The following is a 24,133-nucleotide window of genomic DNA, read 5'->3' as shown; positions in this document are numbered from 1 at the left end:
ACGCATCGTGCTTTCCGAAATCGACGCCGGTTCTCGGGCCGATGCTTAACCCCACAGTTCCGCCTCTGGTGGTGAGACGACCGCGCCATCATAGTCAAGGCCCGGCACACGGTCGCGTGCGAGCAGAAGCGGTCCGTCGAGATCGACATATTCCGCCCCCTGCGCAAGCAACACGGCCGGCGCCATGGCGAGCGATGTGCCCACCATGCAGCCCACCATTATGGAGAAACCGAGCTCTTTTGCACGATCGCGCAGGAGAAGAGCCTCCGATAGCCCGCCTGTCTTGTCTAGCTTGATGTTGACCGCATCATAGAGGTCGCGAAGCCGGTCCAGATCGGCGGTTGTATGCAGGCTCTCGTCCGCGCAGATTGGAACAGGATGTGCGATCTCACGCAGGAAGCCATCCTTCTCCGCAGGAAGCGGCTGTTCCACCAGAGCAACGCGGTTTTGAGCGGCGATCCATAGGTTCTCTTCCACATTGGCTTCGCTCCAACCTTCATTGGCATCGATGATGAGGCGGCTTTGGGGGGCCGCAGAAGCCACCGCGCGAATACGTGCCGCATCATCATCGCTTCCGACCTTGATCTTCAGAAGAGGGCGGGAAGCATGCTGGCGCGCCTGGGCCGCCATTTCTTCCGGCGTGCCCAGTGAAATCGTCTGAGCTGTCACAAGCGGCTGAGGGGGCGCAGCGCAGACGGCCTGAGCCACGCGCCGGCCCATCCGTTTCGCTTCCAAATCCCAAAGCGCGCAGTCGATTGCGTTTCGCGCCGCTCCCGCAGGCATCCGCTTCCGCAGCGTATGCCGATCGATACCGTTGGCGATGTCTTCGCGCAGTTCCTCGATTTGCGACGCAACGCTCTCCAGCGATTCGCCGTAACGCGCATAAGGAACACACTCGCCTCGACCTGTGGCCGATTCGTCGGAAATGATGCAGGTGATCACCTGCGCCTCGGTTTTGGCGCCGCGGGAGATCCTGAACACACCGGAAATCGGGAAGCTTTCGATCTCAAGAGCGATAGAGCGTGACATGAAAACCTCACACGGTCGAGGGAGGGGCGGTTCATTTCATTCTATACATTGCTTTCATGGGTAAAGACGTTTTCTTCTTGGTTCCTCCGCTTTAAGGATTCTCCCCATGGTCTTCAGCATTATGACCCGGAGAAACGGAACTGCCCAGGAGCGCGATCCAACCGCGCCGGACCTGGAATTGCGCGAGGAAAACGGCGCGCTTGTCTGCCGGCTGTCAGGCAATTGGACCACGCGCACCGTGAGCCTCGTCGATGATCCCATGCGCAGGCTGCGCGCTCGCAAGGGTCTGACGCATTTCATCATCGATCTCGGAGATGTTGGGCATCTCGACACTGCCGGCGCATGGTTGGTGTCGCGACTCGCCGCTGCCCAGAAGGAGAATGGAGCGCAGGTCGAGATAAGCGGCCAGTCGGAGGCTGCCTCCATCCTGCTTGCGGCGATCGAGCCTACCGCGCAAGAGCCGGACGTGCCGAAGGATGGGCGGCGGGGCAATCTGATCGTCAACATCCTGGCAGCCATGGGCCGCACCATCTACGACATCAAGGATGATGTGCTCTACGGGATGCACATTCTGGGAGCCACGATCAGCGGCGCACAGATGAAGCTCGGGCGCGGCCATGCCGTAAATCCCGCGGCCATCGCCAACCAGATCGACCGCATGGGCGTTGGCTCGATTCCCATCATCGTGCTGATGTCGGCGGTCGTGGGCGCGATTATCGCGCAGCAGGGCGCCTTCCAGCTGCGGTGGTTCGGCGCTGAAATTTACGTTGTGGACCTCGTCGGAATCCTGATTCTGCGCGAACTCGGCGTGCTGCTCACGGCAATCATGATCGCCGGCCGTTCGGGCAGCGCCATCACCGCCGAGATCGGATCCATGAAGATGCGCGAGGAGGTGGACGCACTGACCGTTATCGGGCTTAACCCGGTCGGAGTGCTGGTCTTTCCTCGCCTCGTCGCGCTCGTAGTGGCGGTACCCTGCCTCACGATCGTCGCCAATTTCTCCGCCCTCGGCGGCGCCATTCTGGTGGCTTGGCTCTATTCCGACATTATGCCCGCCACCTTCATCCAGCGCCTCCACGATGCGATCGACCTGACGAGCATCTTCGCCGGCTTGATCAAGGCCCCCTTCATGGCCCTCATCATCGGCATCATCGCTTCAGTGGAAGGCATGAAGGTGGGCGGCAGCGCGGAATCGCTTGGCAAGCATGTGACCGCCTCCGTCGTGAAAACGATTTTCCTCGTCATCGTTATCGATGGCCTTTTCGCCATGTTCTACGCAGCGATCGACTTCTAAAATGGCAGGGGTAACTCACGAAGGCGAAGCCCATCAAACTCCTTTGCAAGGAGAAGGCAATTCGAATCAAGCCGTGCATGGTTCCGACGTGGTGCTGCAGGCCCGCGATGTGACGGTACGCTTCGGGCGCACGACAGTGCTCGATCAACTGTCGCTGGACGTCTATCGCGGCGAAATCCTTGGTTTTGTCGGCGCTTCGGGTGCAGGCAAATCCGTGCTTTTGAGGACGATCCTGGGGCTGATTCCGAAGCAGGGCGGCACGATCCGCATGTATGGCCAGGATCTTGCCGAACTCACGGACGCCGAGCGTTTGCTGATCGACATGCGCCAGGGCGTGCTGTTCCAGCATGGTGCGCTGTTCTCCGCCTTGACGGTGCTTGAGAACATTCAGGTGCCCATGCGGGAATATCTCGACCTGCCGCGCAGGCTCATGGATGAGCTTGCATTGCTCAAGCTGGAGCTTGTGGGGCTCCAGCGCGACGCCGCCAATAAGTTTCCCTCGGAGCTTTCGGGCGGTATGATAAAGCGCGCCGCGCTCGCCCGCGCGCTTGCTCTCGATCCGGACATCGTCTTTCTTGACGAGCCGACCTCTGGCCTGGATCCGATAGGAGCTGCCGAATTTGACGAGCTCGTCGCGAAAATGCGCGATACGATGGGACTAACCGTCTACATGGTGACCCATGATCTCGATAGTCTCCTCACCGTATGTGACAGGATCGCGGTGCTGGGCAACAAGCGGGTGCTCGTGGAAGGCACCGTGGAGGACATGATGAGGAGCGAAGAACCCTGGGTGAAATCCTATTTCCGGGGTAAGCGCGCCCGGCAGGTCGTCCGCTGAAGATGAATAAAGATGCTTAAATAATGGAAACAAAAGCAAATTACGTCATCGTGGGAATATTCACGATCGTCGCAATCCTGGCGGCGTTCGGCTTCGTCTACTGGACAGCAGGCGTGGGCAACAACAGCAATACCGCTCCGATCCGGTTTCGAATCCCTGGTTCGGCGGCCGGCCTTGTAACGGGAAGCGCGGTTCTCTTCAACGGGGTGCGGGTCGGCACCGTGGAGCGGGTCTATCTCGACGGAAACAATCCGGGGATCGCCATCGCCGATGCGCGTGTTGACCGCACTGCGCCGATTACCCCATCGACAAAGGCCGATGTCGGGCTGGCGAGCCTGACCACCGGACAAGCCAATATCGATCTTACGGGAGGTAATCCGCAGGAGCCTAAGCTGATCACGCTTGCGGAAGAGCAAGGCACGATCGCGGTGATGACGGCCAACCCTTCAGCCGTCAGCAATCTGCTGCAAAGCGCGCAGAGCCTGATGTCGCGCGCGGACTCCGTGGTAGGTGAGCTCGAGAATTTCGTCTCCGATGCTCGCGGGCCGCTGACGCAGACAGTTCGCAATGTTGAAGCATTCTCGAATGCCCTGGCGCGTAATTCCGAAGGCATCGATAACTTCCTGGCGAATGTGGGCGAACTTTCGGAAAGCATCTCCGGCGTATCTGGCCAGCTCGAATCGACACTGAGCTCGGCAGAAGAGCTGATCAATTCGGTCGATCGGAACGAAATCTCGAAGATTGTCGAAAATCTCGGGACTTTCACCGAACGTCTAGGTGATGTGAGCGGCCAATTCGACACAATCGCCACCGGTGTGAATGACGCGCTCGGCTCTCTTTCGAGTTTCTCCACACAGGCGGGCGAAACGCTGCAGCGTGTTGACCGGCTCGTGGCCGGTATTGATCCGGATCAGCTAACGGAAACCCTGAGCAACTTCGAGGAAGCAAGCCAGGCGATCAACAAGGCTTCTGCCGAAATCGCGGAGGTGGCCGAAACCGTCAGCGATAGAACGGACGACATTGATCAGTTCATTACCGATGCCAGGGAGCTCGCAAGCAGGCTCAATGCAGCTTCGGTCCGTGTCGATGGTGTGCTGGCGAAGCTCGACGGCATGCTTGGATCTGGCGAAGGGCAGGATCTTTTTGCCGAGGCGAGCTCTACTTTGCGAGCTTTCCGCCAGACGGCTGATACGCTGAACGCGCGGCTCGGGCCAATTACCGATGGGCTCACGCGTTTTTCCGGCCAGGGACTGCGCGATGTAGAAGCTCTTGTCGGCGACGCCCGCCGTGCCATTTCACGCATCGAAAGCGCCGTCAGCGACCTGGAGCAGAATCCGCAACGGATCATTACCGGTGGAGATGGCACCATCCGGCGCTATGACGGGCGGGCGCGCCGTTGACAGTTTCAGCATCATCCGCAAGAAGGATCGAACGGGGCCGAATCCGTCTTTCGGGAGCAAGCGGTTGGGTTTGAAGCGGGGTTATAGCGGGCTGGTGATCCTGAGCCTGATGCTCGGCGGATGCGCCGCTATCCCGGGCTTTGGTCCCGCCCCGGTAGACGTCTATGATCTTACGGCGCCGGCGCTTCAGCTCGCTGCCGCCAGGCGCGCGCGCACTCAGGTCCTGGTTCCGGAGCCGGAAGCATTGAAAATATTGGATGGTGAGGACATCGCCATCCGCACATCGACTGGCGCGCTTCAGCTTCTAGGTGGCGCACGCTGGTCGGACCGGCTGCCCCGGCTGGTGCAGTCGGGACTGGTGGAAGCCTATCAGAAATCCGGCAGCTTTGCCGGCGTCGGAAGGCCCGGTGAAGGGCTCGCGATCGATTATCAGGTGATCGTCGATATCCGCACCTTCGAGGTGCAGGTGGGGAACGGTTTGGCCCAAGTTCAGCTTTTCGTGCGTGTTCTCGACGACCGCACCGGCCAAGTCCGTGCGTCTCGCGATTTCACGACCAGCGCACCGGTTGTCGGAAGCGGGGACGTGGCGTTCGTGGCAGCTCTCAATCAGGCATTCAATGCGGCAACGCGTGAAATCGTCGACTGGTCCCGTAGCGTGATGTAGGCGCTCCCGGCGTGCCGTAACGGCACTTCGGTCGCGGCGATTGAATTAAAAAAAGCCCCCGGTTGTCCGGGGGCTTCATCGTTATGATCTGCGAGTTTGCTTACACCGAGTAGTACATGTCGAATTCGACCGGATGCGGGGTCATGTCAAAGCGCAGCACCTCAGCCATCTTGAGCTCGATATAGGCATCGATCTGGTCGTCATCGAAGACGCCGCCGGCTTTGAGGAAGCCGCGATCCTTGTCGAGGCTCATCAGCGCTTCGCGCAGGCTGCCGCAGACAGTCGGGACCTTCTTCAGCTCCTTCGGCGGCAGGTCATAAAGATCCTTGTCCATGGCCTGGCCCGGATGGATCTTGTTCTTAATGCCGTCCAGACCGGCCATCAGCAGGGCCGAGAAGCAGAGATAGGGGTTCGCCGTCGGGTCAGGGAACCGGACCTCGACGCGCTTCGACTTGGGCGAAGTGCCGAAGGGGATACGGCAGGAGGCCGAGCGGTTGCGGGCCGAATAGGCAAGCAGAACCGGCGCCTCGAAGCCCGGCACCAGACGCTTGTAGGAGTTGGTGGTCGGGTTGGTGAAGGCGTTGATCGCCTTGGCATGCTTGATAATGCCGCCGATGAAGTAGAGGCAGGACTCGGAAAGTCCGGCATACTCGTTGCCGGCGAAGGTGGGCTTGCCGTCCTTCCAGATCGACAAGTGCACATGCATGCCCGAGCCGTTATCGCCATAGATGGGCTTCGGCATGAAGGTGGCCGTTTTGCCGTAGGCATTTGCAACCTGGTGCACAACATACTTGTAGATCTGCATCTTGTCGGCGTTGCGCACCAGCGTGTCGAACTTGAGGCCAAGCTCATGCTGGGCTGCGGCCACCTCGTGATGGTGCTTCTCAACGACCACACCCATCTCGGTCAGCACAGAGAGCATCTCTGAGCGCATATCCTGCAGAGAGTCGACAGGCGGTACCGGGAAGTACCCGCCCTTAACACGCGGCCGATGGCCCAAGTTTCCCGTCTCGTAATCGGTATCGTCGTTGGACGGCAGCTCCGAGGAGTCGAGCTTGAAGCCGGTATTGTAGGGATCAGCCTTGTACTTCACGTCATCGAACACGAAGAACTCGGCTTCCGGACCTATGAAGACGGTGTCCCCGATGCCTTCTGCGCGCAAATAGGCCTCGGCCTTTTTGGCAATGCCGCGCGGATCACGGTTATAGGCTTCCCCGGAGATCGGGTCCAGAATATCGCAGTAGACCACCATTGTGGACTGGGCGAAGAAGGGATCCACATGAGCCGTCTCAGGATCTGGCATCAGCACCATGTCGGATTCGTTGATGGCCTTCCAGCCGCCGATCGATGAGCCGTCGAACATGACACCGTCGGCGAACATGTCCTCGTCTACGGCGACGACGTCCATCGTCACATGCTGTAGTTTGCCCTTCGGATCCGTAAAGCGCAGGTCAACGAACTTAACGTCGTTGTCCTTGATCTGCTTCAGAATATCCTGTGCTGTGGTCATACCTTTTCAACCCCTGTAAATGACAATTCTCTTGCGATCGGCCAAAGGACCGGTTCAGACCGCATCAGGCCCGGTTTCGCCGGTGCGGATGCGGATGACTTCCTCCACATTGGAGACAAAGATCTTTCCGTCGCCGATGCGCCCCGTCTGTGCGGCCTTGCGAATGGCCTCGATGGCCGCGTCTACCATTTCGTCGATCAGCACCACCTCGATCTTCACCTTGGGTAGGAAGTCCACGACATACTCCGCCCCGCGATAGAGCTCGGTATGCCCCTTTTGACGTCCGAAACCCTTGGCCTCGGTGACGGTGATGCCTTGCAACCCGACTTCCTGAAGAGCTTCCTTCACTTCGTCGAGCTTGAAAGGTTTGATGATCGCCTCGATCTTCTTCATGGTTCGGCGGCCTCCGATTGCTTGTAAAACGGGAGAACCCCGCTTCGCCCATTCGAATGCAGGAACCGTGCCAAGTCCTCTCACGGTGGTTGTGAGCATGGCAAACTTTTGCATTGGAGGCCGACCGTCGCATAGAAGTGGGATCTGGCCGCAAGATGATCAGCCGCAGGCACGCCTGCGCCAGGGGAACAGCTTAGCGAGGTGCCTAATTTTCATGCATGATGCCCAAGAATTAGGCGCCCGCGGTGCTTTATTTACGGCGGTGCCGATTAGCGCCAGTATGCGTCCCGCAACGGGTTGATGCCATGCATGAGATTCTGTCACCTGAAGAAATGGGGCGCGCCGATAGATTTGCCGCCGAGGCTGGGCCGCTCGAAAGCTACGATTTGATGCGCAATGCCGGCGCGGCGGTGACGGCCGAAATTCTGGCACGGTTCGCCGATCGCACCGGTTTCGACGTGCTTTGCGGTCCGGGCAACAATGGCGGTGATGGCTATATCGTCGCCCGCCTGCTGCACGAGCGCGGGCTCGATGTGCGGATCTGGCGGGAGACGGAGCCCCGTCCCGGTACGGATGCTGCTCGAGCGGCTGCCGAATGGCCCATGCGGGTTGGCACGCTCGGAAATTTCGCACCGGAAGCGGGCCGGCTGGTCGTCGATGCGCTGTTCGGCGCGGGCCTCGCCAAGCCCGTGGAGGGAGTTTACGCCGAAGCGCTGGAAAAGACAGTCGCGGCAAAGTCCCCCGTGATGGCGATCGACCTGGCTTCAGGCGTTTCCGGGGAAAGCGGAAAGATCCTTGGCACCGCTGCCCCGGCCCAGGTTACGGTCACCTTCTTCCGCAAGAAGCCTGGACACCTCCTTTACCCGGGCCGCACGCTGTGCGGCGAGGTGGTGGTTGCCGATATCGGCATACCCGAAGATGTCTTGAAAACGATCCGCCCCCGTTGTCGCGAAAACGCCCCGGAGTTCTGGAAGGCGCTTCTGCCGCGGCCCCATATCGAAACGCATAAATATGAGCGAGGCCATGCTGCCGTTTTTTCCGGCGGCCCATCGGCCACGGGCGCCGCGAGGCTTGCTGCGCGAGGAGCAGCGCGGATCGGGGCAGGAGCCGTGACATTGCTGTCGCCGGCGACAGCCCTTGCTGTCCACGCCATGCATCTGACCTCGATCATGCTGAAGCGCGTCGAAGCCGTGGACGAACTTGACGTCTTTCGACGCAGCAGGAAGGCTTCAGCCTATCTGCTGGGCCCCGGCTTCGGCGTCAGTGAAAAAGCGCGTGTGTTCGCCGCAGCCGTCCTCCGCTCCAGCGAGGAAGCTCCAGCGCATCTTGTTCTGGATGCCGACGGTATTTCCGCCTTTTCCGAAGAACCGGAACTGCTTTTCGCTGAGGCCGCGGGAACCCCGGGTAATCTCGTGCTGACGCCGCATCTGGGCGAGTTCAGCCGCCTTTTTCCCGATCTTGCGGCCGACGAGCAGCTTTCAAAGCTCGGCAAAGCGCGGGCGGCAGCGGCGCGCAGCGGGGCGCTTATCCTGCTCAAAGGTCCCGACACGGTCATTGCAGCGCCAGATGGCAATGCCGTCATCAACACCAACGCGACACCCTACCTTGCCACGGCTGGTTCCGGCGATGTACTGGCCGGCATGATTACAGGTCTCCTGGCGCAGGGAATGCCGGCTTTCGAGGCGGCAGCCGCAGCCGCATATCTTCATGCGGAAGCGGCGAGGGCCTTTGGGCCCGGGCTGATAGCAGAGGATCTGCCAGAAATGCTGCCAGAGGTGCTGAAAAGATTTTTATGATCTGCGCCCGGAAAGAGGCATCATCAGCGTGATGGTGGTGCCCCCGGCAGGACTCGAACCCGCGACCCCCTGATTACAAATCAGGTGCTCTACCAACTGAGCTACAAGGGCATGAAAGGGCGAATAGCATAATCGGCACGCAAGTAAAATGCCTTCTGGCGCGACCGTCGCTTATAATGAGAAAGCTACTCCTCGCGCAGGATCTTGGCGGCCTTTGCCGCCGCGACGAAAGCACGGCGGGCAGCAGCCGGCGGCAGCTCGCCACGGATAACAGCCAAGCAGGCCTTCAACGCCCGCATGCGCTGTGAGCACTCTGGTAGCGGCCATTCGTGAAGAAGTGAATCCAGCGCGATTTTAGTGTTCACAACCACCCGGTCACGATCGATTCGGCGCCGCTCGATCACGACAGGCTTGTGGAACAGCCGATGCTGCAGCGCAGGTGCGCGGCGCTCACCGCCTCTTTTCTCCAGCCCATTCCGGCTTCTCTGGCCGTGGGAACGGACAGCACTGATCTGCATGGAACTTGCTCGCAAGAAACCCCAACTCAATTTCAAACGCCAAAGAGGCGATATTGTTCCGCGCCGCTCCTAAAGCCTTCATCCTCGCAAGGCAACTCAGCGGTAAAGCGGCTTTAGCTCACCATTTTCGTAAAGGCTGTCGAGAGGGACATCTCTGGCCATCAACCCGGAGGCGTTGGCGAAAGCGACGAAATACCGTCGCGCGTCTTCAGCCAGCATGGGCTCGGCGCTCGCTGCAAGGCAACTCTCCAGAGCACGGTTGAAGATGGGTCCTTCCTGAGTGGGCCAGGCCATCAGCAGGTCGAGAGCCTCTTCGGCGCTGTAAATCTCGGTCACCGGCTCGCCCGTTCTCATGATGAGGCGAACCGGCAGGGCAAACTGCGCAGCATACATAATGCGCTCCTTCTCCGCAGGGAGAGCATCGAATCTAGGGCGCGCCTCCAGCCCTGACAACGCGTTGAACATCGATTTTGATCATGTTCCGTTAGGATCCGGCAGAGCGCACAGCCTCCTCGAAGGTCTGCCTGATATTTGCCATCGCGCTACTCTTCAAGAAAATCAAAGCCAGATGCATTATCAAAGCGTCGCTTTACCCAATATACAGTTTCCTTATGGCATCGACGGGTGTAGGCGCTTGGATGAGCAGAATAGTTTTAAAATGTTACGCATTGCAGTAGATAGTGCTTATATTTGTAGACACCGTTCATTTTGATTTGCGCCAAAACGCGGTCAGCGTTTAATCACGCGTGAATACGGCGTGAGCATCAAGCAATAGAAAAGATCACAAATTCCTATCTGGCAATTTCCCCAACAGTGCCGAGCAGCAGCTGCGGCTTGCTCCAGTCGGCCCTATATGGGAGTAGAAGCCTCATTCGGCGAATGCATTTGACCTCCTGAGCATGGGTTCCATGAGCAACGGCGTAGATCGACATCTTCATCACTACGACGGGCGAGTTCTGGCCATCGCTCCAATGATGGACTGGACGGATCGCCATTGCCGTTTCTTCCATCGCCAGCTTTCGAAAGATGCGCTCCTCTACACCGAAATGATCGTCGCGGACGCGATCATCCACGGCAGCAGGGAACGCCTTCTCGCCTACGATCCGGCGGAGCATCCTGTCGCGTTGCAGCTTGGCGGAAGCGAGCCGGGAAAACTGGGGGAGGCCGCGCGGATTGCCGCCTCCTTCGGCTATGACGAGATCAATCTCAATGTCGGCTGTCCGTCGGACCGGGTGCAATCAGGAACCTTCGGCGCATGTCTGATGAAAACGCCTGAACTGGTCTCAGCTTGCGTGGCGGCCATGAAAGAGTGCGTGGACGTGCCGGTGACGGTGAAATGCCGCATCGGCGTCGACGATCAGGATCCCGAGGAGGCACTGGACCGGATCGCTGAATTGGTCTTCGCCGCGGGCGCCGATGCCCTTTGGGTGCACGCCAGGAAAGCATGGCTGCAGGGTTTGAGCCCGCGTGAAAACCGCGAGATTCCTCCGCTCGATTATGACCGGGTTTACCGGCTCAAGAAAAAATATCCGGGCAAGTTTGTTGGAATCAATGGCGGCATCCAGACCATTGACGAAGCGGTCAATCACCTTGCGCATATGGATGGCGTGATGCTTGGCCGCGCTGCCTATCATACGCCGGGCATTCTTGCGGAAGTCGATTCCCGCATCTATGGCGGCCAAAATGAGCCCGTCTCCTTCGCCGAGGTGGTGGAAGCGATGGCGGCCTACGCCCAGCGCCATATTGAGCGGGGAGGGCGCCTTGCCCATGTCACAAGGCATATGACTGGCCTGTTCCATGGTCGTGCAGGCGCTCGGCGTTTCCGGCAAATCCTTTCAACGGAGGCGACCCGGCCCAGGGCAGGCCCGGACGTGCTGCTTCGCGCGCTGGCGGAAATCGATCCGGCCGCACGCCATGAAGCGGCGTAAGGCGCTGTCCGTGGGCAGCGCCTAGTCAGTCAAGATGAGGCGGTCACCCCGCATTTCGAAGCTCGAGAGGCTGCTCAGGAACTGCATCCCAAGCAGGCTTTGCTCAAGCAAGCCAGGCTCCGCCACAAGAACTGTCACGTCGTGACGCTCGATGGGGCCAATCCGCAGCGTGTCCAAGCGGGCGCGGGCTGCCATTGCCCGCCCATTCGCGGTCATCACCGGCCAGGAATAAGAAAGTGCGACGACATCGATTCCCGCTCGCGCGGCATCCTGCGCCGTGAGCACCGTGGTGGTGGCGCCGGTATCGATCAGGGCGCGGACCGCGGCATCGTTGGCAAGAATCCTCACTTCGAAATGGCCATTGACCGCCTTGTCGATCATAACGGCGGCGCGTGAAGAATCCGAAAGGCTTATCGGGCTGCCGGGGATCAATCCGGCCGTAAGCCGGCTCGCCACATCCTGCAATTCATAGCGGTATTGATATCCGGTCATCAGCACCAGAAGGATAAGCAGCCAGTAAGCGAGGTCACGCGCGGCATGATGGAACCGTGTGCGGGCAGCAAAAACGCCGACAATGAGCACCGCCGCCCACAGGCCAAGGTAAAGCATCGAAGCGAAAGAATCGCTGGCGATGCCAAAGACGGTGCCGCTGTCGTGAGAGGCGACCAGCAGGCCCACGCCTGCAAGCATGACGGCGATGACGATCCAGAACAGCCGCATGGCTCATGCCCTCTCCACGCGCCTGCCGGATGGCATCGCCCGGAACGGCTCTGCGAGAGTGGTGCGCTCAAGATCTGCAAGCCTTGCCGGCAGTCCGTCCATCACCGCGCGGCGCTCTCCCGGCGTCATGGACAGCCAGCCGGCGATTTCGTCACGCGTGCGCCCGCAGCCAAGGCAGTAGCCGGATTTCTCATTTATGGAGCAGACCAGGATGCAGGGAGATTCGATAGCCATCTGAATAGGTTCCTCCGCACTTGCAGATGGGGGGCGTGACGGGTCGACGCAAGCCGCGGCATTGCCACAGCCGCATCCTGCCGTTATGCCCGGCGCCAGCCCAGGAGACAATGACATGACGAACGGCTTGCCCTTCGATGATATCCGTAACTTGATTGCCGGACTTCCTGCCATGGACCAGACGGCAGCATCGCGAGTGCAAGCCGATCTGGCGGCGGACGGGCACGAGCTGGGGCAGGTGCGGGATGTCGCCCAATGGTTTGCAGCCGCTACCGGTCGCGCCCCCGCGCGCGTATCGCGCCCTATGGTAGCGCTTTTCGCAGCGACGCACGCAGTGTCTGGAAAAAGAGGCATGGCCGATCCGATAGGCGAAGCGCAATCCCGCGTGGAGGCGATCGCGGCGGGCGCCGCGCCCGTAAGCCAGCTTTGCGCCGACTACAATCTCGGGCTGAATGTGTTTGACTTGGCGCTGGAGCTGCCTGTCGCAGACTTTTCAGCAGGCCCCGCGCTTGAAGAGCGGGCCGCAGCCGCCACGATGGCTTTTGGCATGGAAGCGATCGCAGCCGGCCCCGACCTCATCTGTCTGGGCACGGTAAACGCCGCCGGCGAGCTCTCGGCCTCGGCGCTCCTTTGCGCGGTTTTGAATCAGGATATCTCCGAATGGGCAGAGTTCGGCGCGGACGATCTCTCACTCGTCAATCAAGCGCTGGAACTTCACCAAGATCATCTCCGCGACCCGTTGGAAGCACTGCGGCGGCTGGGCGGCAGGGAAACCGCAGCGCTCGCCGGCGCTATTATCGCAGCGCGGGCGCAGAAGATTGCGGTGATCCTCGATGGACCTATCGCGACAGCGGCGGCGGCTGTTCTCTATGCTATGAATCAGAATGCGCTGGAGCACTGCCTTCTGGCAGCGGCCCAAACGGGTGGGCATCGCAAGGCGGCGGCACTTATCGGCCTGAAACCGGTTCTTAACGTTGAAGGATTGAGCAGCGGCGGTGTCGCGGGCGCTCTTGCCGCAGGGGTGGTCCGGGGAGCGAGTGAAATCTCGGCGCGGAGGGCGGAGGTGAACGCGCGGCTGCGCGCCTGAAACTTCAGCCAACGGCACGCTTTTTTTGGCGGACTGGCGGCGCGACGGCTTCCTCGACCACACGACTTCGTGGAAAGATCACAGTTGCGACGGTTCCTTCCCGCAGCTTTGATTTCAAACGCAATAGCCCTCCGTGCAGATGTGTCAAACCCTGGACGATTGGCAGTCCCAGTCCGGTTCCCTGTTCCGCACTCTTGATCGCAACGGAACCTTGACCAAAGGCGGAAAGGACAAGCGGCATCTCTTCTTCCGAAATTCCGGGGCCGTTGTCGCAGATTGAAATGTACTGGCCACCTCCGGACGTCCAGCCGACCCGAACGCGGATTTCCCCTCCGGACGGCGTGAACTTCACCGCATTCGAAAGCAGATTGAGCGAAATCTGCCGCACCGCCCGCTCGTCGGCCATAAGGTTCAGCAGCGAAGGTTCGAACTGCTGGACAAGCTTTATATCCTTCGCCTTCAGCTTGAGATCCATCATCCGGCAGCATTCATGGACAATGTCGGCAAGCGCAAGCGGCTCCTCGTTGAGCTGGTAGCGTCCGGCCTCAATGCGGGAAAGGTCGAGAATCTCGTTGATCAGTTCGAGCAGATGTTGTCCCGATTGATGGACATCCTTGGCGTATTCCCGATAAGTCACGTTCTGGACGGGGCCGAGCACTTCCTTCGCCATGACCTCCGAAAACCCGAGGATTGCGTTGAGCGGCGTCCGCAATTCGTGGCTCATCGAAGCGAGGAAGCGGGACTTCGCCAAATTGGCCTCTTCCGCACGGTGGCGCGCCTCGTCGGATACAGCCTTCGCCGTCTCCAGTTCTGCGATGAGGGATTCATTCTCGCTACGGAAGCTTAGGAGGCTGATGGCCGCCTGGTTGCGATGATGCGCAACATGCCCGAAAAATGGGAGGGACAGAACCAGCAACAGCGTCATAACTGGTTCTACGCCCAAGGGAAATTCCAGATGCAGCAGTGCATGTATGGCAACTGGCAGGCCAAAAGTGGCGAGGACGGCGCCGCGCAGGGAGGAGCAAACAAGCGCCGTGGCTGCAATCATCATCAGAAGTACAATCGCTACGAAAAACGAGAAATTCAGGAAGCCGCAACGACACTCGAACGATACGAGATAGATCCAGCTGATGCCGCTGAAAAAATGCAAAAGCAGGAATTGAACGTGCACCTTGCGCGCATCGATCTGGTCGATGGATCGCTTGTCGATATACCGCGCGAAAAGATAAAGCGCTGTATAGCCTGCCGCCGCCAGCATTCCCCAGATGGCCATTTCGCGCGCGGGGCCCACCGCGTAGCCGGCGGCGCCGATCAGCAGCAGGACGAAGAGAACCGCAGGTGCGCTGCTGATGATCGTGCGCGCATGGATCTTCAGCATTTCCCTGTCGAAGGAGCGATTACCAGCCTTCCGCGAGAGCTGGTCGCGCGTGTGCCGAACAGCCTTTGCCACGTCGCTGTTGCGATGCGGTTTCGTGCGGTTCACTATGAACTTGTCCGCCATTTGGTTTTGATTCAACACCATCGGACGCGTCGCATTTCCGGCATGGTTCCATAAATACCGGCGAATAATTAAGAGACCCTTCAGTTAATGCGTGTAAGTCGTAGAAATTATTGGCGTAGTAGACGGAATCCGAGGCGGCCGCACCGATGGGCCGATATCCTTCTTTCAGCGGGAATACTCACGCTTCTGGCGCTTACGGTTGCGAGGCTGGACCAGGTCGCCACGCGCCATCTTTCAGGATCTTTCAGGATTAACGACGGCGACAGTCTCACGATAAATGGTGAGCGCATCCGTCTCCGCGGGATCGATGCCCCTGAACTTGATCAGCAGTGTTCCTTGGAAGGTCTGTCCTATGCGTGCGGGCAGCGGGCCCGACAGGCATTGAGCCAACTCACGAACTCCGGTTCTCTTTCCTGCAGCGGCTGGGAGCGAGACCGTTACGGGCGTCTTCTTGCGCGATGCGAGGCGGGGGGCCGCGATCTCGGCCAGACAATGGTGGAAACCGGCTGGGCGATTTCCTATGGTGATTACACCCTTTCGGAAGCCGAAGCGAAACGGGCTGGCAAAGGGCTTTGGGCAGGTGCCTTCGAGGATCCGCGCGACTGGCGCACTCGAAACAATTCGCCCAACGAAACGCCGCACGACTGGCTCGGACGGCTCGTCAACTTTTTGCGGCAAGTCTCCGGAATGACGTGAGGCGAAAGGACGGGGAGGGACACATGAAGCTCTATGACGGCGGGAGGGCACCCAACCCGAGGCGTGTGCGCATCTTTCTTGCTGAGAAGGGAATTCAGGTTCCAACGGTACCGGTGGATATGGCACGGCGGGAGCATCAAGGGGAGGCAATCACCCGGCTCAATCCTCTGCAACGCCTGCCGATCCTGGAACTAGACGACGGCACCGTGATCACGGAAAGCGTCGCGATCTGCCGCTACTTCGAGGAGCAGTCGCCTGAGCCCGCTCTCTTCGGCCGCGATGCGCTTACCAGAGCGAGGGTGGAGATGTGGCAGCGGCGCATCGAATTCGGCCTCTTTATCCCGGTCTCGGCGGCCTTTCGCCACCTGCACCCGGCCATGAAGGGATGGGAAGTGCCGCAGGTGCCGGCATGGGGCGAGGCGAGCAAATCCAAGGCGACGGAATTTCTCCGTTTTCTCGATGGCGAACTCGCCGGGCGTCCTTTTATTGCCGGTGATGAATTCAGCATCGCCGATATTACCGGTTTTGTTGCTGTTCAGTTTATGAAACCCGCCCGCATAGACGTGCCGGAGGAACTTGTGCATGCCAGACGCTGGTATGGAGAGATGGCCTCCCGGCCAAGCGCGGGCGCTTGAACCAAATACTTGACCAGTGAGAGGCTGCCGCCTCTATCGCAGCGCTCCCACGAATTCTTGCTGTCGCCATATTTTAGCGTACGTGCTGCTCGGCCGCCTGGATATCTAGGCTATGAGATTGCTGGAGATCGCCGTTCTGCGCGGCCAGGACTGGATCTGCCCCCTCCGTGCGAACCTCTTCAATCCGGGACAGAGCCTTTTTCAGATGCGCGTCGCGCTCATAAATGTCCGCATGGTAGGAAATCGATCCTGAGGTTTCGGGCCAGGCGGTGAAGTAGCCGACATAGACCGGTATCTTGCTTGGCACGTTCCGGCGCATGTTCCGGCCCTTATTGATCTCGGCAGCAACCTCCTCGCTGGAAATCCCGAGCACGGCGGCCGCCATGGCACCCGGATCCTCCAGGCGCACGCAGCCATGGCTGAATGCTCTGCTGTCGCGCGCGAACAGCGATTTTTGCGGCGTGTCGTGCATGTAGATGTCATGCGAGTTGGGGAACATGATCTTGAGCCGGCCAAGGGCATTGCTCGCACCCGGCGGTTGGCGCACACCATAGGGGACATTGGCCCCATAGACAGCCCAGTTGATTGCGGAGGACGCTACACGCCTGCCGCGTGAATCGAACACCTCATAGCCCGCACGATCCAAGTAGCCGGGATCGCGGCGAAGCTTCGGCAGCATTTCGTTGACAATGATCGATCGCGGCACGCCCCAATAAGGGTTGAATTCGACATACTCGATCTCATCATGAAAAAAATAGGTTTGGCTGGAGGACTGGCCGACCACCGCCCGCATTGAGAGCTTTTCTGTTCCATTCTCGAAATAGCTGGCGGTGAAAGATGGAACATTGATCATCACGCGCGCGCTGCCCAGATAGGACGGTTGCCAGCGCAGCCGCTCCATGGACAGGAGCACCTTCTCGATGCGGCTGGACGCGGACTCGCCAGTTAGCGCTCTCACCGTGCGCTGTCCCACGATGCCATCCGGGCTGAGCTTGTGCTGTCTCTGCACCGCTTTGATGATGGGGATCAGCTCTTCCGCATAGGTCTGGCTTCCCAAATGGGCGGTCAGCACGGCGCCATGCTCGGCCCTGAAATCGTCGTCGGCTTTGCTTTCTATCGCGAGCAGGACCTTGGAAAAATCAGGATGGCTCGCGCCGGGACGGACAAGAATGTCCGGTGCAATGACAATCTCTTCCTTTTCCTGTTCCGCTTCGGTGCGAAGCTTCTTCAATTCGTCCCGCAAAGCGTTGAAGAGTTCGTTTTGGGGATGAAGCGACTGCAGGTAAGTGGCAGGTTCCGCGCTGGACGCCAGGATTTCCAGCACAAGTTTCTCGTCCAACGGCTTACGCTTGAAGTCGTGATAGCCCGACAGCTTGTTTGGATCGAGGCGGCCGAGTCTTGCATCGCGAGCATAGCGCAGGGCGCGCGCGGAAAGCGTCATCTCAAACCGGATAAGTGCCTTCATGCGCGCCGATGAGGATGGAGCCTGCGGCTGCACGGCAATGGGTGCACGAATGGCATAGTCTATGTGCGAAAGCCCGAATGCATCCGCATCCGCCAGAACATCGAGGATTTCGTCCGCCCGCTTGTTCGGGCCATTCTCATCGACCCAGATGAAGCGAGGGGATTGGGCGTAGTACTGAACCAGAGCCGCAGCGATGCGTTCTTCCGCGCGCAGATCGAAATCTGAAAGGCCGTCCAGCGCTTCCGTGAAGCGCGTATCGACCGCTTCCCCCGCGGGATTGCGAAGCACTGATGAAATCGCGGCGAAGTCGACCTTTACAAGAGGATCCGGTTTGAAGCTGTAGAAGCTGGGGGCCGAGACCTGCGGAAGGGGCCTGCGGACGACTGGCCTTTCGTGTCTGCCGGCCCTCGGCGCTGAATTCTGTCCCGCTGCACCATTGGGCGAAGGCTGCACCGCCCGATCCTGAGATCGGTTGTTGTTGAAGAGCATATCAAACAGGTAGCGCTCTGCGGCGGCCTGATGCGTCGAGCTGAACAGCGTCGCTGCAAAAACAAGCGCGGACAAGCTTCCTGATTGCAGAATCCATTTCCTCACTTGTTCTTCTCCCGCCGAGTAACAGAACTGGGATGACCCCTTTGCCGGCTGCCGGCACGACCGACGTTGTGGCTTCAGCCACCAAAACTACATCGATTCTGCGGAGTCTGAACCAGCACGATGGCTCGGTTCTGTAACTAAATAGTAAAGAACAATTAACCGCCTCGTGAATTTGAACCCCAAGCGCGAGGGCAGGAAATGGCCCTGGATTTGAGGCCAATCACCAGGCGGCGTGGCGAACGCGACGTACTACGATGCGGTTGCCAGCGCCGCGCAAGCGTGCGCATTGGGACGGCAACCCCTCAACGTTCACGGCTTAGCCCTTTCTCTTGAAGCTCCTGTAGATAGCGATGCCAAAGCTGCTCGCGTTCATGGCCCAGCTTGGCGAGATAGCTCCAGCTGTATAGTCCGGTTTCATGACCGTCATTGAACACGATGCGAATTGCATAATTCCCAACCGGCTCGATGCGAGCAATCTCCACATCTTTCTTGCCGGACACGATCACCCTCTGGTCCGGCGAATGGCCCTGAACTTCCGCGGATGGCGACAAGACGCGCAATAGCTCTGCGCTCATCGATAGTGGCGCCTCGTCGGGAAAGCTCACCGTAAGGATCTTACGATCCTTTGACACCCGCAGTTCTTTTGGCGGTCTCATGAGAGGCTTCCTTCTTTTGTGGCAGCGTGAAAAGATCAGATCGAAATCATTGCGGGGTATAAGCGGAGGATGCTAGCCTTGCTTGAAAAACGACGCTCCCGATCCGAAGTGGGATCGTGTAGGAGGACTGAATGAACCTGAGCAGCATGATCGATCCTTTTGGCCGGGCTATTACTTATCTGCGTGTCTCGGTGACGGACCGCTGCGATTTCCGCTGTGTCTATTGCATGGCGGAAGATATGCATTTCCTTCCCAAGAAGGATCTCTTGAGCTTGGAGGAGCTCGATCGGCTCTGCACCGTCTTCATCGAGAAGGGTGTCCGGCGCTTGCGGCTCACGGGCGGCGAGCCCCTGGTGCGCAAGAATATCATGCATCTTATGCGTCAGCTTTCGCGTCATCTCAAGTCGGGCGCTCTTGAGGAGCTGACACTTACGACAAACGGCTCGCAGCTTGAGCGTTTCGCCGCCGAACTTTCCGATTGCGGCGTCAAGCGGGTCAATGTTTCGCTGGATACTCTCGATCCGGAAAAGTTCCGCGCGATCACGCGCTGGGGCGTTCTTGACCGCGTTGGTCGGGGGATCGATGCCGCGCAGGCAGCAGGTCTCAAGATAAAGATCAATACCGTCGCCCTCCGCGGCTTCAATGAGGCGGAAATACCCGAAATCATGCGCTGGGCCCATGGACGGAACATGGACATGACCGTCATCGAGACGATGCCGCTTGGCGAGGTGGATGTCGACCGCACGGATCAATACCTGCCGCTTTCGGAACTTCGCGCTGGCCTTGAGCGTCAATTCACCCTTACCGATATACCCTATAAGACCGGCGGCCCCGCTCGCTATGTCTCGGTGTCGGAAACCGGCGGGAGACTGGGCTTTATCACGCCGCTCACCCATAATTTCTGCGAGAGCTGTAACCGTGTGCGCGTCACCTGTACCGGCACGCTCTATATGTGCCTTGGACAGGAGGATGCTGCCGATCTGCGAACACCCCTACGCACCTCGGAGGGAAACGAACTTCTCTCACGCGCCATCGACGAAGCGATCACCCGCAAACCAAAGGGCCACGATTTCGTCATTGATCGGCGCACCCGCCGTCCCGCCGTTTCACGCCACATGAGTGTAACAGGCGGCTGACAATCATTTTCGCTAATCTGGACCGATTGCTTTCGGCAGCTATCGGTCATAAGCGATACTTACGAGTCTTCCTTTCGGAGCCAAAGTGGCCCTTAACGCAAATCTGCGTGGTGCGCTTTACATGGCTATTGCCATGGCCGCTTTAACCACCAACGACACCTTGACGAAATCGGTCCTGCCCCAAATGGGGATGGGGCAGGTGATCTTGCTGAGGGGCGTCGTTGCCACCTCGCTGCTCTGTATTCTTATCTTCCGTACCGATGGCTTCCCTTCACTGAAGTTTCTTGCCCACAGGTCCATCCTCACCCGTGTCGCTTGCGAAATAGGGGGTACGACTACTTTCATTTTTGCGCTGGCCCATTTGCCCCTAGCCAATGTTACTGCGGTGCTACAGGCATTGCCGCTTGCCGTTACGATGGGGGCGGCGATGGTTTTGGCGGAGCCGGTCGGCTGGCGGCGTTGGAGCGCGATCAGTGTCGGGTTTGTTGGCGTTATGATCATCGTCCGTCCGGGACTGGGCGATTTCAGCGCCTGGTCGCTGCTCGCGCTTTTGACCGTGGGGTTCTGTGCCGTTCGTGACCTTTCCACCCGGCTAATCCCCCAGGACATCCCTTCTGTTGGGGTTTCAGTTGCGACCTCGGCGGGCGTCACCTTGTCCGGCGCCGCGCTATTGCCTTTTACCGGCGGATGGCAACCGGTCGAGGTGCCGTCGGCGCTCTCGATTTTCCTTGCGGGCATTTTGGTCGTGGTCGGCTACCAGTTCGTGATCAAGGCAATGCGGCAGGGGGACATCTCTTTCATGGCTCCCTTTCGCTACACCTCGCTTCTGTGGGCGATCTTGCTAGGTTTTCTGGTCTTCGGCGATGTTCCGGACGCTCTGATGCTCTTCGGTTCAGCCCTGGTTGTCGGCTCAGGGCTTTATGCGCTGTACCGGGAGCGGATCGTCGGCCATGATCTTCCGATCACCGAAAGCACTGCGCCTGCCATAACTACGAGCGGGCTCGATACAAAGCCTGTCCACGATCGCCGCATATGATCATCCCCACATTCGACAAGACGACGCCACCGCACATCCTGACGCTTGTCGCCGTGGCCGCCACGGCATCTTCAGCGACCAATATATTTCTACCATCCCTGCCGGGCATGGCCGAGCAATTTGGCGCCGATTACGGCATCGTGCAGATGACCGTTTCTCTTTATCTCGCCGCTACCGCGGTGCTGCAACTCGGGATCGGCCCGGCCTCGGACCGCTTTGGCCGTCGGCCAGTGATGCTGGTCAGCTTTGCGGTCTTCTGCATCGCCACACTTGCTGGGGCCTATGCACCGACCATAGAGGCGCTGCTTGCCTGCCGTGTTCTGCAGGCTTTTTCGGCTTCCGGCCTGGTTCTGTCGCGCGCGATCGTGCGGGATATTGTGGGCACTGACGAGGCGGCCAGCCGCATTGGCTATGTCACTATGGGCATGACCTTGGGCCCGATGGTCGCGCCGCTGGTAGGGGGCATTCTGGACGAGGCCTACGGCTGGCGCTCCACCTTCCTCCTCACATTCGGCTTTGGGATCGTTGCCCTTATCCTGATCTATGTCGATCTTGGCGAAACGAATAGGCATCGCTCGTCTAGCTTGACAGCCCAGTTCCGGGGATATCGCGAGCTGGTGCGCTCACACCGTTTTTGGGGTTATGTGGCTACGGCGGGGTTCGCCTCAGGCACGTTCTTCGCCTTTCTTGGCGGAGGACCCTATGTGGCGGCAGAGATCCTCGGCCTTTCTCCATTCACCTACGGGCTCTATTTTGGCGTCGTCTCGCTCGGATACATGCTTGGCAACTTCATTTCCGGCCGCTATTCGCGCGCTATCGGCATCAATCGAATGATGCTATCGGGAAATGCGATCGCCGCGCTGGGCATGGGATTGTCGATCGTCCTGTTCCTTGGCGGTTACGATCATCCTCTTTCCTTCTTCGGCCCAACATTCTTTGTCGGTATGGGCAATGGCATTGCGCTTCCAAGCGCGACTGCCGGCATGGTGAGCGTCAGACCGCACCTGGCGGGCTCCGCATCCGGTCTCGGCGGTGCTTTGCAGATCGGCGTCGGAGCAGCTTTGGCGACGCTTGCCGGCGGGCTGCTGTCACAGGAAACCGGCGCCTACCCGTTGATGGTCCTGATGTTAGCTTCGTCGTCGCTTGGCATTGCGGCCACACTTTACGTGATACGGGTTGCCAGGACTAAGGGAGAGCTCTGAAAAGGAAGGACCATGACAGGGTTAGGGCCGGGAGCGTCACTCTGCCAGAGGCTTTTCGGTACGTATGCGAAGGCAAAAAGTACCGGGGCCTGCTTGTGCTAAATTCCGGTGCCGGTTTCTGCCCCTTCTTTGAAAGGAGCAGGAGGCGGCGGAGAGGATCGCCGGGGAGATGAAAACGTGAAGGTCTTTGGCATCACCGGTTGGAAGAATTCCGGTAAAACTACTCTAACTGTCAGGCTCACCGAGGAGTTTGTGCGACGGGGCCTTCAGGTGGCAACCGTCAAGCACGCGCACCATGCTTTCGACATCGATCAGCCCGGCACGGATTCGTTCCGCCACAGGCAGGCAGGCGCGAGTGAAACGGCCATCGTGTCAAGCCGTCGCTGGGCTCTCATGCACGAATTGCGAGAGGAAGGAGAGCCAAACCTCGCCGATATCCTGGCGCGGCTCTCACCCTGCGACCTGGTGCTAATCGAAGGCTTCAAGAAGGAGCCGCATCCAAAAATCGAGTGCCGACGGCTCGGCGCTCGCGATCGATCGCCGCTTGCTGACCTTGTGCCGGGAATCGTCGCGCTTGCCAGCGATCACCCGGTCGAAACAAGCCTCCCTCGCTACGACCTAGATGATGTTGCCGGGATCGCCGATTTCATTGCTGGCCATTTATCGATCCGAAAAAACTGAACGTGGGGTAAGTCAGGTAGCGGTGACCGTCTAGCGGCTTGTTGCGTTGGCTTGGAAATCGTTCCTGACCAAGAAAAAAGCGCAGGGGATTCTTGCCCCTTTCGAGTTTTCCGACGCATTCAGGGGAGCGATTTTGGAGCCAACCCGGTAGGCGCCCCCGGGCGAATTGTTGAATGGGCCACCGCAGCCTTACTCTTTCCCGTTGCATTTCCTTCCGGAAGAATGGGAATATCAGCTCCAAAGCGGGCGCCTGAGAAGGTGACCGGAACAAGAACAGTGAGGGAGATGATGCGTATCACCGGACGTATTGCACTCATTCTTTCCGCCGCGCTCGTGGCACTGTCGGCCAGCGCCTCCCAAGCCCAGGAAAGGATGCAGCTAAAAATCGGAACCGAGGGCGCCTACCCACCCTTCAATAATCTCACCGCCGATGGAAACCTCGAAGGGTTTGATATCGATATCGCCCGCGCGCTCTGCGAGGAGATGAATGCGGAATGCGAATTCGTCACGCAGGAGTGGGATGGCATGATCCCCGCGCTTCAGGCAGGCAAATTCGACGCCATCATCGCTTCTATGTCGATCACTGACGAACGCAAGCAGCAGGTCGACTTTACAGAGAAATATTACAACACGCCGCCGGCTATCGTCGTGGCGAAAGATTCTGATATCGCCGGCGTGACGAAGGAAGATCTCGCTGGCAGGACGATCGGCGCCCAAGCGTCCACGACGCATGGCAATTTTGCCGAGGCGACTTTCCAGGAAAGCGAGGTCAAGCTCTATCCGACCGCCGAGGAATACAAGCTCGACATGACGAACGGGCGTCTGGACGCTGTGGTCGATGACGTAATCGTCCTGCAGGACTGGCTAAGCACGCCCGATGGGGAGTGCTGTAAGGTGCTGGGCACGCTCACGCCTGTCGAGGAAATCTACGGCGAGGGAATCGGCATAGCCATCCGCAAGGGCGAGGATGAGCTGCGCGAGAAATTCAACGCCGCTATCCAAGCCATCCGCGAAAACGGAAAATACAAGGAAATCAATGACAAGTACTTCGAGTTCGACGTTTACGGCGGTTAGGCTGCCGCGGGCGGGAGAAATCCCGTCGCTTTACCTGCGCAAGCCG

Annotated in this window: 24 protein-coding genes and 1 tRNA gene; 14 read left to right on the top strand and 11 right to left on the bottom strand. The window is 59.2% G+C overall.

Features of this window, described 5'->3' with window-relative positions:
• Positions 1–45: 45 nt before the first annotated feature.
• Positions 46–1,029, bottom strand: a complete 984-nt coding sequence (dgcA, locus tag GNP00_RS13710) for an N-acetyl-D-Glu racemase DgcA (protein WP_011580878.1) — start codon at positions 1,027–1,029, stop codon at positions 46–48.
• Between the two features lie 106 nt (positions 1,030–1,135).
• Here dgcA and GNP00_RS13705 point away from each other — a divergent pair, with 106 nt between their 5' ends.
• The 4 genes from GNP00_RS13705 (at position 1,136) to GNP00_RS13690 (ending at position 5,225) form a co-directional block, all read left to right on the top strand.
• Positions 1,136–2,323, top strand: a complete 1,188-nt coding sequence (locus tag GNP00_RS13705) for an ABC transporter permease (RefSeq protein ID WP_011580879.1) — start codon at positions 1,136–1,138, stop codon at positions 2,321–2,323.
• Position 2,324: 1 nt separating this feature from the next.
• Complete coding sequence (locus tag GNP00_RS13700; protein ID WP_011580880.1) at positions 2,325–3,161, top strand: ABC transporter ATP-binding protein; 837 nt, start codon at positions 2,325–2,327, stop codon at positions 3,159–3,161.
• Between the two features lie 23 nt (positions 3,162–3,184).
• Positions 3,185–4,561, top strand: coding sequence for an MlaD family protein (locus GNP00_RS13695; protein ID WP_011580881.1), 1,377 nt, complete (start codon positions 3,185–3,187; stop codon positions 4,559–4,561).
• 64 nt (positions 4,562–4,625) lie between these two features.
• Positions 4,626–5,225, top strand: a complete 600-nt coding sequence (locus tag GNP00_RS13690) for an ABC-type transport auxiliary lipoprotein family protein (protein ID WP_246259448.1) — start codon at positions 4,626–4,628, stop codon at positions 5,223–5,225.
• 100 nt (positions 5,226–5,325) lie between these two features.
• Here the strand turns inward: GNP00_RS13690 and glnA are convergent, their stop codons facing one another.
• Together glnA and GNP00_RS13680 are read right to left on the bottom strand one after the other, a co-directional pair.
• Positions 5,326–6,735 carry a type I glutamate--ammonia ligase gene (glnA, locus tag GNP00_RS13685; RefSeq protein ID WP_011580883.1) on the bottom strand — a complete coding sequence of 470 codons (1,410 nt, stop codon included), beginning with the start codon at positions 6,733–6,735 and terminating at the stop codon, positions 5,326–5,328.
• A 54-nt stretch (positions 6,736–6,789) separates the two neighbouring features.
• A complete protein-coding gene (locus GNP00_RS13680; RefSeq protein WP_011580884.1) occupies positions 6,790–7,128 on the bottom strand; it encodes a P-II family nitrogen regulator in 339 nt (112 codons plus the stop codon).
• Positions 7,129–7,433: 305 nt separating this feature from the next.
• On the opposite strand from GNP00_RS13680, the gene GNP00_RS13675 reads away from it, so the two are divergent.
• A complete protein-coding gene (locus tag GNP00_RS13675; RefSeq protein ID WP_011580885.1) occupies positions 7,434–8,924 on the top strand; it encodes a bifunctional ADP-dependent NAD(P)H-hydrate dehydratase/NAD(P)H-hydrate epimerase in 1,491 nt (496 codons plus the stop codon).
• 35 nt (positions 8,925–8,959) lie between these two features.
• Here GNP00_RS13675 and GNP00_RS13670 read toward each other — a convergent pair.
• From GNP00_RS13670 to GNP00_RS13660, 3 genes are all read right to left on the bottom strand, one after another.
• A tRNA-Thr gene (locus GNP00_RS13670) sits at positions 8,960–9,035 on the bottom strand.
• 74 nt (positions 9,036–9,109) lie between these two features.
• A complete protein-coding gene (locus GNP00_RS13665; RefSeq protein WP_246259447.1) occupies positions 9,110–9,442 on the bottom strand; it encodes a DUF982 domain-containing protein in 333 nt (110 codons plus the stop codon).
• A gap of 96 nt (positions 9,443–9,538) precedes the next feature.
• A complete protein-coding gene (locus tag GNP00_RS13660; protein WP_011580887.1) occupies positions 9,539–9,835 on the bottom strand; it encodes a DUF982 domain-containing protein in 297 nt (98 codons plus the stop codon).
• 506 nt (positions 9,836–10,341) lie between these two features.
• Here GNP00_RS13660 and dusA point away from each other — a divergent pair.
• The gene (gene dusA / locus GNP00_RS13655; protein WP_011580888.1) at positions 10,342–11,370 is read left to right on the top strand and encodes a tRNA dihydrouridine(20/20a) synthase DusA; all 1,029 of its coding nucleotides are present in this window, start codon (positions 10,342–10,344) and stop codon (positions 11,368–11,370) included.
• 21 nt (positions 11,371–11,391) lie between these two features.
• Here dusA and GNP00_RS13650 read toward each other — a convergent pair whose 3' ends face one another.
• Together GNP00_RS13650 and GNP00_RS13645 are read right to left on the bottom strand one after the other, a co-directional pair.
• Positions 11,392–12,090: a TIGR02281 family clan AA aspartic protease gene (locus GNP00_RS13650; RefSeq protein WP_011580889.1), complete on the bottom strand. Its 699-nt coding sequence runs from the start codon at positions 12,088–12,090 to the stop codon at positions 11,392–11,394.
• A 3-nt stretch (positions 12,091–12,093) separates the two neighbouring features.
• The gene (locus GNP00_RS13645; RefSeq protein ID WP_011580890.1) at positions 12,094–12,324 is read right to left on the bottom strand and encodes a DUF1289 domain-containing protein; all 231 of its coding nucleotides are present in this window, start codon (positions 12,322–12,324) and stop codon (positions 12,094–12,096) included.
• Positions 12,325–12,439: 115 nt separating this feature from the next.
• Here GNP00_RS13645 and GNP00_RS13640 point away from each other — a divergent pair, with 115 nt between their 5' ends.
• A complete protein-coding gene (locus GNP00_RS13640) occupies positions 12,440–13,411 on the top strand; it encodes a nicotinate-nucleotide--dimethylbenzimidazole phosphoribosyltransferase (RefSeq protein ID WP_011580891.1) in 972 nt (323 codons plus the stop codon).
• Between the two features lie 4 nt (positions 13,412–13,415).
• Here GNP00_RS13640 and GNP00_RS13635 read toward each other — a convergent pair whose 3' ends face one another.
• Positions 13,416–14,933: a sensor histidine kinase gene (locus tag GNP00_RS13635; protein ID WP_011580892.1), complete on the bottom strand. Its 1,518-nt coding sequence runs from the start codon at positions 14,931–14,933 to the stop codon at positions 13,416–13,418.
• 66 nt (positions 14,934–14,999) lie between these two features.
• Here GNP00_RS13635 and GNP00_RS13630 point away from each other — a divergent pair, with 66 nt between their 5' ends.
• Together GNP00_RS13630 and GNP00_RS13625 are read left to right on the top strand one after the other, a co-directional pair.
• Positions 15,000–15,608 (top strand): thermonuclease family protein, encoded by a 609-nt coding sequence (locus tag GNP00_RS13630; RefSeq protein WP_011580893.1) that lies wholly within the window; start codon positions 15,000–15,002, stop codon positions 15,606–15,608.
• Between the two features lie 23 nt (positions 15,609–15,631).
• Positions 15,632–16,243, top strand: coding sequence for a glutathione S-transferase family protein (locus GNP00_RS13625; RefSeq protein ID WP_011580894.1), 612 nt, complete (start codon positions 15,632–15,634; stop codon positions 16,241–16,243).
• A gap of 73 nt (positions 16,244–16,316) precedes the next feature.
• Here GNP00_RS13625 and GNP00_RS13620 read toward each other — a convergent pair whose 3' ends face one another.
• Together GNP00_RS13620 and GNP00_RS13615 are read right to left on the bottom strand one after the other, a co-directional pair.
• Complete coding sequence (locus GNP00_RS13620) at positions 16,317–18,302, bottom strand: L,D-transpeptidase scaffold domain-containing protein (protein WP_011580895.1); 1,986 nt, start codon at positions 18,300–18,302, stop codon at positions 16,317–16,319.
• A gap of 302 nt (positions 18,303–18,604) precedes the next feature.
• Positions 18,605–18,958, bottom strand: a complete 354-nt coding sequence (locus GNP00_RS13615; protein WP_011580896.1) for a gamma-butyrobetaine hydroxylase family protein — start codon at positions 18,956–18,958, stop codon at positions 18,605–18,607.
• Positions 18,959–19,089: 131 nt separating this feature from the next.
• On the opposite strand from GNP00_RS13615, the gene moaA reads away from it, so the two are divergent.
• The 5 genes from moaA to GNP00_RS13590 all read left to right on the top strand — a co-directional run bounded on the left by moaA (position 19,090) and on the right by GNP00_RS13590 (position 24,087).
• Positions 19,090–20,094, top strand: a complete 1,005-nt coding sequence (gene moaA, locus GNP00_RS13610; RefSeq protein ID WP_011580897.1) for a GTP 3',8-cyclase MoaA — start codon at positions 19,090–19,092, stop codon at positions 20,092–20,094.
• Between the two features lie 85 nt (positions 20,095–20,179).
• Positions 20,180–21,130, top strand: a complete 951-nt coding sequence (locus GNP00_RS13605) for an EamA family transporter (RefSeq protein ID WP_011580898.1) — start codon at positions 20,180–20,182, stop codon at positions 21,128–21,130.
• Positions 21,127–22,332 (top strand): multidrug effflux MFS transporter, encoded by a 1,206-nt coding sequence (locus GNP00_RS13600; protein ID WP_011580899.1) that lies wholly within the window; start codon positions 21,127–21,129, stop codon positions 22,330–22,332. Before GNP00_RS13605 ends, GNP00_RS13600 begins: the two co-directional genes overlap by 4 nt.
• A gap of 177 nt (positions 22,333–22,509) precedes the next feature.
• Positions 22,510–23,013, top strand: coding sequence for a molybdopterin-guanine dinucleotide biosynthesis protein B (gene mobB / locus GNP00_RS13595; protein WP_011580900.1), 504 nt, complete (start codon positions 22,510–22,512; stop codon positions 23,011–23,013).
• Positions 23,014–23,301: 288 nt separating this feature from the next.
• Positions 23,302–24,087: an ABC transporter substrate-binding protein gene (locus tag GNP00_RS13590; protein ID WP_011580901.1), complete on the top strand. Its 786-nt coding sequence runs from the start codon at positions 23,302–23,304 to the stop codon at positions 24,085–24,087.
• The last annotated feature ends 46 nt before the right edge of the window (positions 24,088–24,133 follow it).

It is taken from the genome of Chelativorans multitrophicus, assembly GCF_011317445.1.
Lineage (GTDB): Bacteria > Pseudomonadota > Alphaproteobacteria > Rhizobiales > Rhizobiaceae > Chelativorans > Chelativorans multitrophicus.
This window is presented reverse-complemented; position numbering and strand designations above follow the sequence as displayed.

Excerpts from the sequence above, each read along its gene's own strand:
- GNP00_RS13615 (WP_011580896.1), bottom strand. The coding sequence starts at position 18,958 with ATGAGACCGCCAAAAGAACTGCGGGTGTCAAAGGATCGTAAGATCCTT.
- GNP00_RS13660 (WP_011580887.1), bottom strand. The coding sequence starts at position 9,835 with ATGTATGCTGCGCAGTTTGCCCTGCCGGTTCGCCTCATCATGAGAACG.
- GNP00_RS13635 (WP_011580892.1), bottom strand. The coding sequence starts at position 14,933 with ATGGTGTTGAATCAAAACCAAATGGCGGACAAGTTCATAGTGAACCGC.
- GNP00_RS13675 (WP_011580885.1), top strand. The coding sequence starts at position 7,434 with ATGCATGAGATTCTGTCACCTGAAGAAATGGGGCGCGCCGATAGATTT.
- glnA (WP_011580883.1), bottom strand. The coding sequence starts at position 6,735 with ATGACCACAGCACAGGATATTCTGAAGCAGATCAAGGACAACGACGTT.
- dusA (WP_011580888.1), top strand. The coding sequence starts at position 10,342 with ATGGGTTCCATGAGCAACGGCGTAGATCGACATCTTCATCACTACGAC.
- GNP00_RS13640 (WP_011580891.1), top strand. The coding sequence starts at position 12,440 with ATGACGAACGGCTTGCCCTTCGATGATATCCGTAACTTGATTGCCGGA.
- GNP00_RS13705 (WP_011580879.1), top strand. The coding sequence starts at position 1,136 with ATGGTCTTCAGCATTATGACCCGGAGAAACGGAACTGCCCAGGAGCGC.
- GNP00_RS13630 (WP_011580893.1), top strand. The coding sequence starts at position 15,000 with ATGCGTGTAAGTCGTAGAAATTATTGGCGTAGTAGACGGAATCCGAGG.
- GNP00_RS13645 (WP_011580890.1), bottom strand. The coding sequence starts at position 12,324 with ATGGCTATCGAATCTCCCTGCATCCTGGTCTGCTCCATAAATGAGAAA.
- GNP00_RS13625 (WP_011580894.1), top strand. The coding sequence starts at position 15,632 with ATGAAGCTCTATGACGGCGGGAGGGCACCCAACCCGAGGCGTGTGCGC.
- GNP00_RS13650 (WP_011580889.1), bottom strand. The coding sequence starts at position 12,090 with ATGCGGCTGTTCTGGATCGTCATCGCCGTCATGCTTGCAGGCGTGGGC.
- dgcA (WP_011580878.1), bottom strand. The coding sequence starts at position 1,029 with ATGTCACGCTCTATCGCTCTTGAGATCGAAAGCTTCCCGATTTCCGGT.
- GNP00_RS13700 (WP_011580880.1), top strand. The coding sequence starts at position 2,325 with ATGGCAGGGGTAACTCACGAAGGCGAAGCCCATCAAACTCCTTTGCAA.
- GNP00_RS13695 (WP_011580881.1), top strand. The coding sequence starts at position 3,185 with ATGGAAACAAAAGCAAATTACGTCATCGTGGGAATATTCACGATCGTC.
- GNP00_RS13665 (WP_246259447.1), bottom strand. The coding sequence starts at position 9,442 with ATGCAGATCAGTGCTGTCCGTTCCCACGGCCAGAGAAGCCGGAATGGG.
- GNP00_RS13680 (WP_011580884.1), bottom strand. The coding sequence starts at position 7,128 with ATGAAGAAGATCGAGGCGATCATCAAACCTTTCAAGCTCGACGAAGTG.
- moaA (WP_011580897.1), top strand. The coding sequence starts at position 19,090 with ATGAACCTGAGCAGCATGATCGATCCTTTTGGCCGGGCTATTACTTAT.
- GNP00_RS13590 (WP_011580901.1), top strand. The coding sequence starts at position 23,302 with ATGCGTATCACCGGACGTATTGCACTCATTCTTTCCGCCGCGCTCGTG.
- GNP00_RS13600 (WP_011580899.1), top strand. The coding sequence starts at position 21,127 with ATGATCATCCCCACATTCGACAAGACGACGCCACCGCACATCCTGACG.